Raw genomic sequence first — 15,400 nt, 5'->3', positions numbered from 1 at the left:
CTAATGAGCGAGCGAGAACCGCTTCGCATTAATCGCCGAACCGCGCTGAAATGGGGCGTCCTGGCGGCGGCTACACCAGCGTTGAGTGGGCTGCCGCTCGACGCCTTCGCCTCCAGCGACAGCGCCGTCCTGCTCTGGAACGAGGCGGCGCTACAGGGGGTCAGGGATTCGAAGCTCGGGCCGCCCATGGTGGCCCGGGCCCTCGCCATCGTCCACACCTGCATCTTTGACGCCTGGGCCGCCTACGACCATCAGGCTGTCGGGACCCGACTCGGCGGCGCTCTCCGCCGGCCACCTCGGGAGCGCACGCTGGCCAATATCAACACGGCGATCAGCTTCGCGGCGTACCGGGCGGCTGTCGATCTATTCCCTGGTGACCGGGGGAGCGTTCTCGACCCGCTGATGCGCCGGCTCGGTTATGACCCCGCCAACACGACGGACAACATCAGCACACCCCAGGGAGTCGGGAATGTGGCCGCCCGGGCGGTCCTCGATTTCCGGCACCGGGACGGCGCGAACCAGCTGGGCGACGAGCCTGGTGGGAAGCCTGGCGTCGCCTACTCGGACTACACGGGCTACAAGTCGACAAACGATCCGATGGATCTGAGGCCGGGCAGCAAGTTCGACCCTGCGACTGTCCACGACCCGAATCGCTGGCAGCACCTGCGCTACATCGATGCGAGCGGAGCCGACTTCACCCAACCCTTCGTCGGCGCCCAATGGCAACACGTCACGCCGTTCGCGCTCACCAACGTCGCCCAGCTACGATCGCCGACCGGGCCAGCCAGGTTCGGCTCCGCGGCATACGAGTCGCAGGCCCGCGCTCTGCTCGCCCTCAGCGCCGGTCTCAACGATGCGCAGAAGATGATCGCCGAGTACTGGGCGGATGGGCCGCACTCCGAGCTGCCGCCCGGGCACTGGGACCTCTTCGCCCAGTTTGTCTCACGCCGTGACCATCATGGTGCGCACAAGCACGGGGTCGACGCCGACGTCAAGCTCTTCTTCGCCCTGACGAACGCCGTCTTCGACGCGAGCGTCTGCTGCTGGGACAATAAGCGATTCTACGACTCGGTCCGGCCGATCACCTCCATCCGCTACCTCTTCCGAGGGCAACAGGTACGTGCCTGGGGTGGCCCGTATCGGGGCACCCGACTGATCGATGGTGCGGACTGGCTGCCCTATCAGGCCTCAACGTTCCCGACGCCGCCCTTCCCGGAGTACAGCTCGGGTCACAGCACCTTCAGTGCGGCCGGGGCGGAGATCCTGAGACTCTTCACAGGGAGCGAGACGTTCGGGGCTTCGGTCACGTTTCCGGCGGGCAGCTCGAAGTTCGAGTCCGGAGCCGTGCCGGCCGCCGATCTTACCCTTCGCTGGGCAACGTTCGGCGAGGCCGCCAACCAGGCCGGATTCTCGCGGCGCTACGGGGGGATCCACTTCGAGCAGGGCGACCTGGACGCCAGGTCCGCCGGCCGCCGCGTCGCCCGGCAGGCGTGGGCCAAGGCGCAACGCTATATCAGCGGTGCTGACGACGACCGCGATCACGGCGACGAGAACGATGACCGCGAAACAGACTAATTACGGCGCCCGGCGGTAATGTCCGCTTGCGGCTTGAGCGTCGCCTCGAGCTGGGCACCCAGCGACAGGATGCTGTACTCGTCACGCGGCCGGCCGACGAGCTGGATGCCGATCGGGAGCCCCGCCTTCGAGGTGGCCAGCGGAAGGCTGATCGCCGGCTGCCCGGTGCCGTTGAATGGGTGCGTAAAGCTCAACCAGTCGAGAAACTCGCCGGACGCCGTGTCGACGTCCTGGCCCAGCGTTCCGATCTTCGGCGCGGGATCGGTGAGCGTCGGGGTGAGCAACACGTCGATCTGGTCCCAGGTCGCGATCAGCCGTCGCGCCTGCTGATGGAGCTCGGTCAACGCCTTCAGGTAATCGACCGCCGTCGACAACGGCGCGGCTTGAAACATCCGTTCATTGAGAGGGTCGAGCAACTCCGGCCTGGTGATTGGTAACGCGCCGACGGCCGTGACGGCAAGGATCTGGATCAGCGGGCGAAACTGCCCGAGGTCGGGTTTCACCCGGCTCACACGATGCCCGAGGCGGGCCAGCTCCGCCGCGACGGACTCGACGGCGGCCGCGACCTCCGGGTCAACCGCAGCCGGCGCATCGATGGTCCATCCGACACGCAGCAGCGCCGGCTTGCGCTGCGCCGCCGCGAGGAATGGTTCCGGAATCTCAGCCCAATACGGATCGCCAGGCAGGTGGCCGCTCATGGCGTCGAGGCCGAGCGCCGCATCCGCGACAGTCCGGCCAATGATGCCGCTGGTGGCGAGCCCCGCCCAGTCTTCCCCGAGCAGCGGCCCGCTCGAGATGCGGCCCCGCGATGGCTTCAATCCGACAACTCCGCAACACGAGGCGGGGATGCGGATGGAGCCGCCGCCATCGCCCCCATGGCTCAGGGCACACAAGCCCGCCGCCACGGCCGCGGCCGCGCCGCCACTCGATCCGCCGGCGGTCCGGCTCTTGTCGACCGGGTTGCGGGCCGGTGGGAACATCGGGCCTTCGGTAACGGGCCGCGTCCCGAACTCCGACGCGTTCGTCTTGCCCAGGATGACGGCACCCTCGTTCTTCAGCCGGCCGATGGCAAAGCCGTCGACCTGGGCGGTGGACGTCTCGAACACGCGGGAGGCGAGGCTGTTGCGATACCCGGCGAGGGCCGACGTCTCCTTGATCGAGACCGGCACCCCGTCGAGCAGGCCGAGGTGTTCGCCCCTCGCCACGCGCTTTTCCGCCGCGGCGGCCTGGCTTTCCGCCAGCTCCCTGGTCAGGAGAACGTAGGCATTGAGTTCTGGGTCGATCGCCTCGATGCGCCCGTAATAGAGCGCGACGAGTTCGCTCGGCTTGACCTGCCTGGCCGCGACGGCGCGCGCCTGCTCGAGGGCACTCTTGACTGCCCAGCCGTCATCGATCACCCGCTAACTTTATCGACGACGCGGGAATCCCGCGAACACTACCGCCACTGCCAGGAGGAGAGGATCGCGGCGAAATCGCCACTGCGCATTTGCTCGAACTGGCTCGGTGGCGCCGCCAGCGCGACGATGTAGGTGGTCGTGCCGTAGTTGACGAAGAGAAGCTGGCCACTGGACTGCGGTGTTTCGATGTCAACGCGGAGCGCTGGAGTGCCGCCGATCGTGGTCGACGTCAACGTTCCGAGGTGGGCCTGCATCTGGGCGGCGACCTCGCCCCAGTGGTTCTGGATGTCCGCCAGAGGGACCAGCTGGCCGAAGTCCGCCACGTCGAACTCGGATCGCTCACCACTGGAACGCCTGGCCAGCGCGAGGACCACCCGCCGACCCGCGACGAAGCTGGTAGTCGTCGGGACCCAACCGCGCGGGGCCTTTACGGAGAAATGACCGTCGGACGCCACCGCCGGCCCCCCCAAATTCAGCGAGATCAGGACGCCGATGGCGATGACGGCGACGATCGCCAGGATGCCGGCCGGAAGCAGCAGCGTCCAGTTCGGTTGCCTCGTACCCGACGCTCCAAGAGCAGGGAACGGCTGTGGCGTACTCGGAAGAGCGGGGTCCGGCAACGGGCCGCCCGCGGTGACGGGCGGTGCCCCCGCATCGGCGACCGTCAGCGGCATGTGGCAGTGCGGGCAGACGGTCTCCCCCTTGATGTACCACGTCCAGCAGTTGCGGCAGACAGCCCGGCTCACGCGTGACCCTCAGGAAACGCAACGGTTGGTCTTCGCAATCCCGCTGCGACGGGCCTGAAACGAAACAGCCCGCCACAACGCTGGCGGGCTGCTGTATGAAAGAGGGTCGGCTTAGCGGGACTCGACCGCGGCTTCGACCTCGATTTCCTTCTTGGCCGCAGCTGGGGTCGGCGCCGGGACCGCCTCGAGGTCGATCTCGAGCTTGACATCGTCACCGAGCAGGAAGCCGCCGGCCTCGAGTGCCTGGTTCCAGGTCAGGTCGTAGTCCTTACGGTTCAGCTTGGTCTCGGCGGAGAAGCTCACGCGGCGGTTGCCCCACGGGTCCTTGCCCTCGCCGTTGAAGCTGGCGTTGAGCGTGACCTCCTTGCTTTTGCCGCGGATGGTCACGTCACCGATCACCTTGAAGTCCGAGGGCTCCTTACCTTCGACGCGCGTGCTCTTGAAGGTGATGGTCGGGTATTTCTCGACGTCAAAGTGCCCATCGGCGCTGCGCAGGTGGTTGTCACGCATCTCAACCCCGGTATCGACGGTCGCCGCATCGAGGACAACGTCGACTTTCGCCGTGTTCAGGTTGTCGTTGTCGACCTCGATGTAGCCCTCTTTGGCCTTCATCTGGCCGCGCACTTTCGACATCATGTGCCGGATCGTAAACGTGACGCTGCTATGACTCGGATCGATTGCCCACTTCATCTAACTCGGTCCTCCCGGTCTCTCAAGGATTTGTTGCGTATACAACAATCGCTAGAGCAAACAGTTTGATGGGACAATCTATTCCGTATGGCCGCCGAGCTCAAACCTGCCGAACTGCGTGCCTGGGCGGCCTTCCTAGATGCCCAGGCCGCCCTACTCCGCCAGCTGGAATCGGAACTCATCGAAAAAGAGAACATGACCCTCGCCGAGTTCGACGTCCTCATCCAGCTCGGGATGGCCCCCGACCGGCGCCTCCGCATGACGGAGCTGTCGGAGCGGGTCCGCCTGAGCCGCAGCGGTCTTACCCGCCTAGTCGACCGCCTGGTTCAGGCCGGCCTCGTGAAGCGGGGCAAGTGTGCCGAGGACCGGCGGGGCACCTTCGCGATCTTGACGACGGTTGGCGGATCCCGCCTGCACCGTGCCAGGCCGGTCCACCTGCGCGGCGTCCGGGAGCATTTTGGCAAGCGCCTATCCGCAGCGCAGCTGTCTGCGCTAGCCGATGCCCTAGAGCCGCTCGGGCGTCCCATGCGGACCACACCGGCCGGCGCCGACTGACCGATGTCGCAAAAGTGGCGCACCATGCTTGGTGTTTCGCTGGGGGCGTTTTGCCCACCGATCGGCATCAGCACGATTTCAATCGGACTCCCCGTGATCGCGGGTGCGTTGCACCAGCCGGTCACGTCGGCGGAATGGGTGATCGTCACCTACGTGCTCGTCATCACGTCGCTGCTGATGACGTTTGGGCGACTGGGCGATCTGATCTCGACCAAGCGGCTTTATGTTGTGGGCTTTGTCGTCTTCACGCTAGGCGCCCTCGCCAGCGGGCTCAGCCCCGGCTTCGGATGGCTGCTCGCGAGCCGCGCGTTGCAGGGGCTGGGCGGCGCGATGATGTTCTCGGTTGCCGCCGCCATCGTCACGCGTGCCTTCCCGCCGACTGAACTAGGCCTGGCGCTCGGCATCAATGCCGTCTTCATCTATGCCGGGCTCACCGCCGGGCCCCTAATCGGCGCATTCGTCCTCGTCACCGGGTCGTGGCGCGGTCTCTTCCTTGTCAACCTGCCGCTCGGCCTCGGCGGCATCCTCCTCGCGCTGCTCTTCTTGCGCGAAGATGCCAGGCCGCAACGCCGAGAGCCCACGCGCTTCGACGTTCCCGGTGCACTGCTGGGCTCGCTCGCGCTCTTCTGCCTCTTGCTTCTATTGAGCCAGGCCCCGAGCTGGGGCATCCTGTCGCCCGCCGTACTCGGCCTGCTGGTGCTGAGCGCCGGGCTCGCGATTGGCTTCGTCCGATGGGAACGCCGGGCTTCAGCACCCATGGTCGACCTTTCGATGTTCGGTGACCGGCTCTTCTCGGCGGCGCTGGCCAGCAGCGTGCTGGCCTACCTCGCGATCTTCATGCTCAACCTGCTGGTCCCCTTCTACCTAATCCACGGGCTGGGGTTCGATTACTTCCACGCCGGGATCCTGCTGACACCGGTGCCGGTCGCGATGCTGGTCTTCGCGCCAATCAGCGGCTGGCTCTCGGACCGCGTCGGGTCGCGTGCTCTGACCTCGGGCGGGATGATCCTGGTTGCCATCAGCTTCTACTGGTTGAGCCGGCTCGGGCTTCATCCGAGTTACGCCGACCTCGTCCCGCCACTGCTGGTCAACGGAGTGGGCACCGGTCTCTTTACGTCGCCGAACAACAGCGCCGTGATGGGCGCGGTGCGAGCGGCGCGAACGGGGACCGCGGCCGGCCTGCTCGCCACCAGCCGCAATCTCGGCATGGCGCTGGGCACTGCCACCGCCGCCGCCGTCATCGCGTTTCGAATACCGGCCCACCTGGCCGAGCATGCCGGACCGACGGCGGCCGCGCTCGCGTCGTATCAGGACGGCTTCCTGGTCGCCGGCATCGCCGCGCTGCTGGCCGCGGTGACGTCGATGGTGCGCGGGTCCGCGGCCTCGGCCGATCAGTCGTCGCGGGCCGTCGAGCAGCAGGCGATCGGGTAAGCTCGAAACCGCCAGTGCTGCGCCACGTTGCCCTCTTCCGCTGGAAGCCGGAGACCACCGCCGAGGACGTGTCCAAGGTCGAGGCGGCCCTGCATCAATTGCCCGCCAAGATCCCGTGCATCCAGTCCTACCGATACGGCCGCGATCTCGGCGTCCAGTCCGGCAACGCCGATTTTGCGCTGGTGGCGGACTTCAGTGATCAGGAAGGGTTGCAGACCTACGCGAACCATCCGGACCACCAGGCGGTGATTCAGAACCTGATCCGGCCCATTCTCGCGCAGCGCGAGGCGATCCAGTACGTCATCGACCACTCGGATTAACGTGACGGCCGCGCCGGCTGTCCTGCGCACAACCGTTGCGAGCAGCTGGTCGTGGATGCGCCTCGACCTGGCGGTTCGGCTCGTCCCGCTCACCCTTGTCCCCTTCGTCTTCAGCTGGCTAACCGGGACGCCGCTGCGCGACCTCGGGCTGGTGATCACGCATCCATCGCGCGACCTTCTCGTGGCGATCCCCGCCGCGGCGGCAGGCTTTGCCATTGCCGCGGCCTTCAACGTCTATCTCTCGCGCCGCAGCGGCCGCTGGTTCGTGCCCACGGAGCCGGACCTGCTCGTGCAGAGCGCCTATTACCTTGTGCTCAACGCCCCCATCGAAGAGTGGTTCTTTAGGGGATTCCTGCAGGGCAGCCTGGCTCGCTGGTGGAACGCGCCGTTGCTCGCCGTGCTCACAGCCACCGCGGTGTTCGGCGCCTATCACTTCATCGATCGCTGGGGTTGGCGCCCGGTCGTCGGGGCGACGGCCGCTGGCCTGACGCTGGGTCTGATCTATCTCTGGCAGCCGTCGCCGCCATCGTTACTCGCCCCCGTGGTGGTCCACGCCGCGATCACCTGCGGCTTTCTCAGCCTCGGGCCCTACCTCGTGTATCGCTGGCGCCTGGTCGGTCGGGGCTAGCCTTCTTCGGGCTGGCCCAGCCACTCCCGCTGCTTGTAGCCCCAGTGGTGGCGCGCGTAAATCCGGCGAAGCGTGCCCGACCGGCTACGTGTGACCAGCGATTCCGTCTCCGCCCAGTTCATGTGGTACTTGACGCCCTGGAGCATCTCGCCATCGGTGATCCCGGTGGCGGCGAAGAAAACATCGTCGCTACGGACCAGGTCGTCGATGCCGAGCACGCGGTCGAAATCCGCGCCGGCGGCTTCGGCTTTCTCTTTCTCTTCGGGGTTGCGGGCGTAGAGCTTGCACTGGATCTCGCCGCCGAGGCATTTCAGCGCGGCGGCAGCCAGCACGGCTTCGGGCGATCCGCCGATGCCCATGAGCAGGTCGAGACCGGTGCCGTCGATGGCGGTCATGACGGCGCCGGCGACATCGCCGTCGGTGATCATCTTGATGCGGGCGCCCGTCTCGCGGACTTCCTTGACCAGCCCCTCATGTCGCGGCCGGTCGAGGATGACCACCGTGAGATTGCTGACGCGCATGCGCTTCGCTCGAGCAACCCGTTGCAGGTTGACCGCCACCGGGTCATCGATGTTCAGCGAGCCGGCAGCATCGGAGCCGGTCGCAATCTTGTGCATGTAGTGGACGTGCCTGGCGTCGTAGAGCGACCCGCGCCCGGCGGCCATGGCGACGACGGAGATCGCGTTGGGCAGTCCCTTCGAGAGCAGCGTCGTGCCGTCAATCGGGTCAACCGCCACATCGACTTGCGGAGGCTCGCCGGTGCCGATCCGCTCGCCGATGTAGAGCATCGGCGCTTCATCCTTCTCACCCTCGCCGATGACGACGATCCCATCCATCGTGACGAGGCCGAGCGCACGCCGCATGGCGTCGACCGCGGCGCCATCGGCGTTGTTCTTGTCCCCCCGGCCCATCCAGCGCGCACTGGCCAGAGCCCCGGCCTCGGTGACCCGAACCAGCTCGAGGGCCAGGTTTCGGCTGATCTCGGCAGACACGCTTTCGGTCGCCCCGAGCGGGCGAGCCATCAGGGCGTTGTAAAGGTCCTCAATGGACCTATGCCAACCGACCTGTGGTTGTTACGCTTGCGATGTTCCGGCATGGAATCCCGCACCTACTTTAGCTGGGCGGGCCGCCGGAGGGGAGAATTTTGGGAACCACAAGTCCGCCGCCCGTGACGGTTCCCGCCTGGACCCAGCGAGGATCGATCCGCGGTGCGCGCGCCGTGCTGCAAACCTTCCTGATCTTTCCGCTGATGGGCGCCTTCTCGCCGCTCACCGTGATCGACCGCTACCGGGTCAAGCCTCTCAAGGGCGGTGCGGTCTTCGTCTCCAACCATAGCAGCGCCCTCGATGCGGTCGTGATGCTCCAGGCGCTCCCCGCCCGCTTCCGCTTCAGGGCCTTTGTGGTCGCAGCCGCCGACTCGATCTTCAAGCGCAAATGGGAGGGGGCCCTGACGCAACTGCTGATCAACACGTTTCCGATTCCGCGGGCGGGTGGCGCCCGACCCGCGCTGGATCGATTGAAGGAACATCTCGCCCATCGCTGGTCGGTCGTCATCTTTCCCGAGGGGACGTTGTCCCGGACCGGCAATATCGGGACCTTCAAAAAAGGCGCCGCGATCCTGGCCATCGACGCCGGGGTGCCGATCGTGCCGGCCTACGTCGACGGCCTCTACGAGGTCTTTCCCCGGTTCCGCCGAATCCCCAGGCGGCACCCGGCGAGCATCAAATTCGGCGATCCCCTTTACCCGCAGTCGGGCGAGGACTACGACACCTTCATTGCCCGGACGGAGCAAGCCGTCCGCACGCTGGCCGGGCCCAAGGGGCTGCTGCGGGACGAGCCGGCGCCAACGGGCTCAGCCTCAGCCGAGGGCTCGAATTACTGGTACTGAAACGCACTTTGGGCGGCCTCCCTCATTGACATCCGCCACAGGCGGTGATAAGACTGGGCGGATCGTTTTCCTTAGGCCCCTTTAACAGAGGAGGAGTGGGACATTGATGCTGCCATTGATGGCGCGCGCTCGCACACTCGGATTGGCGATGGCCCTGGCAACCACAGGACTTGGCGCCGTCGCGACGGTTCCCGCCTCGGCTGACACCCAGAAGACGTGGAACATCACGGTTGGCGGCGAACACTTCGCGTCGTTCGCCTCGCTGAACCGCTTCTACGTATCGGACATCACCGTTCATCCGGGTGATCTGGTCAATTTCAATTGGGCAGGATTCCACACCGTCACCTTCAACCCGCCAGCCGGGAAATCCGTCCTCGATTACGTGTTTCCGCCGGGCCTGACCGGCTCCACTAGCCTGGACACGCCCACCACTTTCGTCAACGGGACTCCCGGCGGCGGTGGTGGACCGGGATCGCCCCCGCCGCCACCATTCACGCTCAAGATCGGAGCCAACCTCCCCAACGGGACCTACCACTTCCAGTGCATGCTCCATCAGTACATGCACGGCTCGATTCGGGTTACGCGGGGCGATCTACCGCGCACCGATGCTCAGAACCAGACGCGGGCACACGCGCAGATGGCAGCGGACATCGCACGATCGGTCGCCCTTAATGCCGCCTTGCTGCGTCGCGATAGCGAAGACGGCGCCCTGGTCGGCGCCGGCGATCGAACCATCGACTTGATCAACTACTATCCGACCGAAGTCCGCGTCCAGGCCGGGGAAAAGGTGACCTTTAGGCTGGCGAACTTTGGCGATCCGCACAGCGTCACCTTTGGCTACGCGAGTGCACCGCTGTCGCCCCCCGGTGAGATCTTCGCCTCGGCCCCCTCACCCGCAACCTACAGCGGCGGCAACCTGAACTCCGGGTACCTGATGTCCCGGAGCATGTTCAAGTACTGGAACCTGGCTGGGAAGCTACCCGGCTTCATACGCCGGAGCGAGTACACGATCACCTTCACGACGCCTGGGACGTATGGGTTCTACTGCACGATCCATGGCGGCATCCTGCCCAACGGCACCGTGGTCGGAATGAGCGGCCACGTCACCGTGGTGGCACCTGAAGACGACAACGGGAACCACGGAGACCGGGCAGCAAGCTGACCGGCTGTTCAGGAAATCGATAAGGCCGGGCACGCGCCCGGCCTTTATCTTTTTTGACGACGCACGTCTTAGGGAGCTCATAGGGTGCCCTCATGAGGGCTTCAATGTCGGCGCGCAGGATTGATCCTCATGGAGGCGTCGGACGGCGAGAGCACGGCCCTTCCCGCCTTTGCGGCGGTGGGCATCCTTGCCCTCTTCGTGCTGCTGTCGATCTCCGGCTACCTCATCCTGAGCGTGCGATAGGTCTCAGGCAGCCGCCTTCCCCAAGTTTCCCTAACGGCTAATGCCATTCGACCCTTGACTCTATGTCATTGCTGACACAAAATAGGTGATAGCGCTTATATCACGGGGGCAAAAGCGAGCGGGCCCATGCCACGGAGGTGGACTCGTTGGCAATTCTGATCTGGGCGATCGTCGCGATTCTCGTGATTCTCTGGCTGGCCGGCATCGGCTTTCACATCGGCGGCACCCTCATCTTCCTCTTGCTCTTGCTGGCGATCATCGGCGTCGTCTACCAGCTGTCCGTCGCGATGCGCACGGGCACCGGGCAGCACCACCACACCACCGAGGTCAGGGAGGTCGAGCACACAGACGTCTGACGTCGTCGCCGAAGGGAAAAGCGGCCGCCGGACCGCTTTTTTTGTTGCCCGGAGCCGTCTACAATTTGCCCACCGGCCACCCGTGCACCATGCCAGAGGCCGAGGAGGTGGGGAATGGACGACAGCGAGTTCCTGAAGCTACTGACCCACATCCACGACGAGATGCTGGAAGTGGTCAGAGAGCAACACCCCGCGCACGAGCAGTTCGCCGCCTGGCTGCTGGGACAGATCGAGGGGCGGCTCCGGATGCGTATCGGCACCGTCAAGACACCCTGAGCGCTCAGGCGCCGGCCGCCCGAATTCATCGCATCGTATCGTTCTAAGCACCATGGCCACCACTTCCCAACCGACCAGCGGCAGCTCCGCCGACGGTTGGACGCTGAAGCAGATCAGCAACGAGATCCCCCTCACCGACTCGGCTCGGGATGTGCTCGAAGTCGCGCAGCGATTCGCGGCACAAACCGGGGCACCCACCGTCGAACCCCTGCATGTGCTCTATGGCCTCGTGTTCTTGCCACGCAACCCCGCCCGTCGGGCTCTCGAAGCGATGGGGGCGAACATCGAGCAGCTGGAGACGCCTCGGGTCGGTGCTGGCAACGCCACACCCTCATCCTGGAAGACGGTGCCGATTGGCAGCGCGACGCGGTACATGCTAAACCACGCGCACCGGGAAGCCGAGCAGCTGGGCCACTATCGGGTGGATCCGCTTCACATGCTGCTCGCCCTCTTGTATAAGGACTCGACATCGACGGCAGAGGTGCTGGAGAAGGCCGGCGTGACCTTTTATGCGCTCCGCCAGTACCTCACGACGCCCGGCTCCGCGACCAAAGGACTCCGCAGCCGGCCACTGCCGTCGCTCGATGGCGTGGTGCGCGTGAGCCCGGTCTTCGCCATCCCGCTCGGTGCCACGATCATCGGGGGTGTCGGGCTCTGGTCCGGGGCCGCCCCGGGTCTCACGATCCCGCTGAGCATCTTGCTCGTCGTCGGTGGCTGGGTGACGTCACTCTGCATTCACGAGTTCGGCCACGCGTTCGTCGCCTTCCTGGGTGGTGACCGATCGGTCGCGTCCGCCGGCTACCTCTCGCTGAACCCACTCAAGTACACGCACCCCGTGCTCAGCATCGCCCTGCCACTTGTGTTTCTCCTGATTGGCGGGATCGGTTTGCCTGGCGGCGCGGTCTATCTCAACGAGCGTGCCATTCGCAACGATCGCTGGCGCACGCTCGCCTCGGCCGCAGGCCCGCTCGGCAACCTCCTGTTTGCCGTATTGATCGCATGGCCATTCCTCGTGTTTGGCGGCGTCCCGCCATTCGGCGACGTCCATTTCTGGGCCGCCCTGGCCTTCCTCGTCTTCCTCCAGGTCACGGCGATCGTGCTCAACCTGATTCCGATTCCTGGCTTCGACGGATTCGGAATGATCGCCCCCTGGCTGTCGATCGAGCTGCGTATTCTCGCCAGCCGGTTAGGGATGCTGCCCTTGCTGATTCTCTTCTTCCTGCTCTGGCGGGGCGGGCCGGTGAGCGCCGCGTTCTGGAACTTTGTCTACAGCCTGACGGGTCTTCTGAACGTGCCCGTCGATCTGATCATTTACGGCCAGCAGCAGATACCCCGCTTATAGGCAGCGCAACTTCTCACCCCACTACACTCACCCCGTGATCGCCGAGCGACCAGAGACCCGGGCGCTGCAAGCGCTCGACACGGACGCCTGCATCCGGCTGGCGCAGGATCTCGTCCGGATCCCTTCGGTGACCGGCAACGAGCGCGCGGCACAGGATCTCGTGGCGCTCGTGCTCGAGGAGGCGGGGCTCGAGGTCGACCGCTTCGAGGCGGACGTTAGCCGGCTCAAGGCCCATCCACGATTTCCCGGCATGGAGGTGGAGCGGACGGAGGCCGTGCTCGTGGCCGGCCTGCTGGGGCAGAAGGGGGAGCGATCGCTGGTCCTCAACGGCCACGTCGACGTCGTCCCGCTCGGAGACCGCCAGGCCTGGCATGCCTCTCCCTGGTCGGCACACATTCAGGCGGGGCGGATGTACGGGCGCGGCGCGTGCGACATGAAGGCGGGCCTCGCGGTCGGCATCAGCGCCGCCGCGGCCCTCAAGAAAAGCGGGCTGCCGCTACGTGGCCGGCTCGTTGTGCAAAGCGTCGTCGGCGAGGAGGATGGCGGCATTGGCACCTTCGCCATGGCGGATCGCGGCTATCGCGCAGATGCCGCCTACGTCCTGGAACCGACCCGGCTGCGGCTGATCCCGGCGCAGGCCGGCGCACTGACGTTCCGGCTACGGATCGGCGGCCGGTCGGCGCACGCCTCGGTTCGCTACGAGGGCGTCAGCGCGATCGAGAAGTTCGAGCTGGTCGAAGGCCGGCTCCGGCAACTCGAGCGATCCCTGAATCAGCAGCCACATCCACTCTTCCGCGACTACCCGATAGCCTACGCGCTCAATATCGGTCGCATTCGGTCGGGTTCATGGTCGTCGACCGTGCCCGACGAGTTGGAGTGTGAAGGTCGCGTCGGCGTGCCGGTCGGCATGGCGGCGGCGGAGGTGCGCCGTCAGTTTGCCGCGGCCCTCGCCGATGCCGCACAGCGCGATGGCTGGCTCAGTGAGCATCCGCCGCAGCTCGAGTGGTACGGGGGACAGTTCGATGCGGTCGAGGTTGACCCGGATCTTCCGGCCTTCGCGGCGCTCCGCGCCGCGCACACGCAGGAGTTCGATGTGCCGCCCGAGGTCGTAGGTGCTCCGTACGGATCCGACATGCGCTTGCTGGTGCACGAAGCCGAGACACCGGCCATCCTCTACGGACCAGGCGATATCCGCCAGGCGCACGCCACTGACGAGTGGATCGCGGTGAACGAAATCGTGCAGGCGGCCCGCGTCGTTACCGCCGCGGCAGCCCGATACCTCGCGGCCTGATCTCGACGCCGGCCTCCGCCAGGAGGCCACCCATCCAGGACTGCGCCAGCGAAAACGCGAGACGGCGCGCCGACGACTCCCCCCTATCGCCGTCTACGGCGCTGGCTTTGCTCGCCAGGTCAAGCGCGGACTCGCGCTCGGGCGCATCGAGCCGTTCGAGCTCCGCGCCCAGGGCGTCGAGCGCGTCGCCTTTGCGCAGCACACGCAGGACATCGAGCGCCAGCACGCTGGTGGTGCCCTCCCAGATGGGTAGCACCTGGGCATCGCGAAGGAGGCGCGGCAATCCGGTGTCTTCCATATAGCCTTGACCGCCGAAGCACTCGATCGCTTCGGACGCGACGGCCACCGCCTGCTTCGCGGTGTAGAGCTTGGCGAGCGCGATGCCGACTCGAAAGACCGCGGTATCGCCCGGCTTCGTCGTCCCCGCCTCGATCCGTCCCAGCAGCTGCGCCATCCGCATCGTGAGGTAGAGCGCGGCGTCGGCCTCCGCGGCCAGTTCGCGCAGCACATCGGCATGCAGCGGATGCTGCTCGAGCTTTCGACCGAACGCCTGGCGTTGGGCTGCGTATGCCTGCGCCAGCATCAGCGCACGGCGCATCGTTGCCGCAGCCGTGATCGCATTGTGCAGCCGCGTGATGTTGAGCATGGCGGTCATTTGCGCGAAGCCACGGTCGGCATCGCCGACCAGCTCCGCCTCGGCGCCGTCGAGCGTGACTTCACCGGTCGCCATCGCGCGGGTTCCCAGCTTGTCCTTCAGCCGATCGATGCGATAGTGGTTGCGGCGGCCGTCGGGACCATCGCGTGGCAGGAGAAAGAGCGCGAGGCCCCGCGTTCCGGCCGGAGCGCCCTCCGGTCGAGCCAGTGCGAGGGCGACCTCGCACCCGATGTTGGAGCAGAAGAACTTCTGCCCGAAGAGACGCCAGCGATTACCATCACGTTTGGCGACGACGGCGTTTTGCCCAACGTCAGAGCCGCCCTGGCGTTCGGTCATCCACTGGCCGGATGTCCACGCCTCGCCGGGATCGCGGCTGATCAAGTGCCCGAGCACCGCACGCGGCTGCCCGACGCCGCCCGCATCGGTGAGCACCCGGGCCGCGCCGTCGGTCATCGCGACCGGACATAAGTAGGTTGCGGTCGACGGCGCGAACAGGTAACACAGGGCCGCCTGCACGAGGCGCGCTTCGGCGCCGAGACGGGAGGGGTCCTCGTATGGCAACGCAACCAGCCCAGCTCGTGCGGCCACCGACGCAAGGTGCCGCCAGGCATCCGGGTAGACCACCTCGTCGACACGCTCGCCCCACGCGTCGAACGACCGCAAGAAGGCCGGCTGGCCTTCGCAGGCATCCCCCCACGCCTGGAGCTCTTCGGCAGCGGCCCGACCCATCTCGCGGAACGCTGGCTCGACCACGTCGAGGGTTTCGCGTCGAAGCCACGCCTTAAGCAGGAGACGCAGCGTCGGGTCAGCGTCCCGGGTGTTGGCCGGCAGCAGCTCCGGCATCA

16 protein-coding genes are annotated in these 15,400 nt (G+C 66.2%); 11 read left to right on the top strand and 5 right to left on the bottom strand.

Translation table 11 applies throughout. The features are described 5' to 3' along the window. Window positions 1-3: 3 nt before the first annotated feature. A complete protein-coding gene (locus VHK65_12960) occupies window positions 4-1,575 on the top strand; it encodes a vanadium-dependent haloperoxidase (GenBank protein ID HVS07054.1) in 1,572 nt (523 codons plus the stop codon). Here VHK65_12960 and VHK65_12955 read toward each other — a convergent pair. The 3 genes from VHK65_12955 to VHK65_12945 all read right to left on the bottom strand — a co-directional run bounded on the left by VHK65_12955 (window position 1,572) and on the right by VHK65_12945 (window position 4,408). Then, complete coding sequence (locus VHK65_12955) at window positions 1,572-2,972, bottom strand: amidase (GenBank protein ID HVS07053.1); 1,401 nt, start codon at window positions 2,970-2,972, stop codon at window positions 1,572-1,574. The genes VHK65_12960 and VHK65_12955 overlap by 4 nt on opposite strands. Before the next feature lie 38 nt (window positions 2,973-3,010). After that, a complete protein-coding gene (locus VHK65_12950; GenBank protein ID HVS07052.1) occupies window positions 3,011-3,718 on the bottom strand; it encodes a hypothetical protein in 708 nt (235 codons plus the stop codon). Window positions 3,719-3,829: 111 nt separating this feature from the next. Then, window positions 3,830-4,408, bottom strand: a complete 579-nt coding sequence (locus VHK65_12945) for a YceI family protein (GenBank protein ID HVS07051.1) — start codon at window positions 4,406-4,408, stop codon at window positions 3,830-3,832. A gap of 87 nt (window positions 4,409-4,495) precedes the next feature. On the opposite strand from VHK65_12945, the gene VHK65_12940 reads away from it, so the two are divergent. From VHK65_12940 to VHK65_12925, 4 genes are read left to right on the top strand one after another with little or no spacing between them, the layout of a single operon-like run. Next, window positions 4,496-4,963: a MarR family transcriptional regulator gene (locus VHK65_12940; protein HVS07050.1), complete on the top strand. Its 468-nt coding sequence runs from the start codon at window positions 4,496-4,498 to the stop codon at window positions 4,961-4,963. A 3-nt stretch (window positions 4,964-4,966) separates the two neighbouring features. Then, on the top strand, window positions 4,967-6,394 hold the full coding sequence (locus tag VHK65_12935; GenBank protein ID HVS07049.1) for an MFS transporter: 1,428 nt from the start codon (window positions 4,967-4,969) through the stop codon (window positions 6,392-6,394). A 14-nt stretch (window positions 6,395-6,408) separates the two neighbouring features. Next, entirely contained in the window at window positions 6,409-6,714 is a 306-nt protein-coding gene (locus VHK65_12930) for a Dabb family protein (protein HVS07048.1), read from the top strand. A 1-nt stretch (window position 6,715) separates the two neighbouring features. Then, window positions 6,716-7,342: a CPBP family intramembrane glutamic endopeptidase gene (locus VHK65_12925; GenBank protein ID HVS07047.1), complete on the top strand. Its 627-nt coding sequence runs from the start codon at window positions 6,716-6,718 to the stop codon at window positions 7,340-7,342. On the opposite strand, the gene glpX is transcribed toward VHK65_12925, so the two are convergent. After that, entirely contained in the window at window positions 7,339-8,364 is a 1,026-nt protein-coding gene (gene glpX / locus VHK65_12920) for a class II fructose-bisphosphatase (GenBank protein ID HVS07046.1), read from the bottom strand. The genes VHK65_12925 and glpX overlap by 4 nt on opposite strands. Before the next feature lie 146 nt (window positions 8,365-8,510). Here glpX and VHK65_12915 point away from each other — a divergent pair, with 146 nt between their 5' ends. The 6 genes from VHK65_12915 to VHK65_12890 all read left to right on the top strand — a co-directional run bounded on the left by VHK65_12915 (window position 8,511) and on the right by VHK65_12890 (window position 13,900). Next, entirely contained in the window at window positions 8,511-9,230 is a 720-nt protein-coding gene (locus tag VHK65_12915; protein HVS07045.1) for a lysophospholipid acyltransferase family protein, read from the top strand. A 103-nt stretch (window positions 9,231-9,333) separates the two neighbouring features. After that, on the top strand, window positions 9,334-10,392 hold the full coding sequence (locus VHK65_12910; protein HVS07044.1) for a hypothetical protein: 1,059 nt from the start codon (window positions 9,334-9,336) through the stop codon (window positions 10,390-10,392). A gap of 389 nt (window positions 10,393-10,781) precedes the next feature. Beyond that, on the top strand, window positions 10,782-10,991 hold the full coding sequence (locus VHK65_12905; protein HVS07043.1) for a DUF5670 family protein: 210 nt from the start codon (window positions 10,782-10,784) through the stop codon (window positions 10,989-10,991). Window positions 10,992-11,105: 114 nt separating this feature from the next. Beyond that, the gene (locus VHK65_12900; protein HVS07042.1) at window positions 11,106-11,267 is read left to right on the top strand and encodes a hypothetical protein; all 162 of its coding nucleotides are present in this window, start codon (window positions 11,106-11,108) and stop codon (window positions 11,265-11,267) included. A gap of 52 nt (window positions 11,268-11,319) precedes the next feature. After that, window positions 11,320-12,609 carry a Clp protease N-terminal domain-containing protein gene (locus tag VHK65_12895; GenBank protein ID HVS07041.1) on the top strand — a complete coding sequence of 430 codons (1,290 nt, stop codon included), beginning with the start codon at window positions 11,320-11,322 and terminating at the stop codon, window positions 12,607-12,609. 34 nt (window positions 12,610-12,643) lie between these two features. Continuing rightward, window positions 12,644-13,900: an ArgE/DapE family deacylase gene (locus VHK65_12890; GenBank protein ID HVS07040.1), complete on the top strand. Its 1,257-nt coding sequence runs from the start codon at window positions 12,644-12,646 to the stop codon at window positions 13,898-13,900. Here the strand turns inward: VHK65_12890 and VHK65_12885 are convergent. Then, window positions 13,866-15,398: an acyl-CoA dehydrogenase family protein gene (locus tag VHK65_12885; protein HVS07039.1), complete on the bottom strand. Its 1,533-nt coding sequence runs from the start codon at window positions 15,396-15,398 to the stop codon at window positions 13,866-13,868. The genes VHK65_12890 and VHK65_12885 overlap by 35 nt on opposite strands. Between the last annotated feature and the right edge of the window lie 2 nt (window positions 15,399-15,400).

It is taken from the genome of Candidatus Dormiibacterota bacterium (assembly GCA_035544955.1).
In the GTDB taxonomy this organism is placed as follows: domain Bacteria; phylum Chloroflexota; class Dormibacteria; order CF-121; family CF-121; genus CF-13.
The sequence above is the reverse complement of the archived record's forward strand: the minus strand, read 5'-3'. Positions and strand labels throughout refer to the sequence as shown.

Coding starts and splice junctions, on each gene's coding strand:
- VHK65_12960 (HVS07054.1), top strand. CDS start 4: ATGAGCGAGCGAGAACCGCTTCGCATTAATCGCCGAACCGCGCTGAAA.
- VHK65_12945 (HVS07051.1), bottom strand. CDS start 4,408: ATGAAGTGGGCAATCGATCCGAGTCATAGCAGCGTCACGTTTACGATC.
- VHK65_12940 (HVS07050.1), top strand. CDS start 4,496: ATGGCCGCCGAGCTCAAACCTGCCGAACTGCGTGCCTGGGCGGCCTTC.
- VHK65_12935 (HVS07049.1), top strand. CDS start 4,967: ATGTCGCAAAAGTGGCGCACCATGCTTGGTGTTTCGCTGGGGGCGTTT.
- glpX (HVS07046.1), bottom strand. CDS start 8,364: ATGGCTCGCCCGCTCGGGGCGACCGAAAGCGTGTCTGCCGAGATCAGC.
- VHK65_12900 (HVS07042.1), top strand. CDS start 11,106: ATGGACGACAGCGAGTTCCTGAAGCTACTGACCCACATCCACGACGAG.
- VHK65_12895 (HVS07041.1), top strand. CDS start 11,320: ATGGCCACCACTTCCCAACCGACCAGCGGCAGCTCCGCCGACGGTTGG.
- VHK65_12885 (HVS07039.1), bottom strand. CDS start 15,398: ATGCCGGAGCTGCTGCCGGCCAACACCCGGGACGCTGACCCGACGCTG.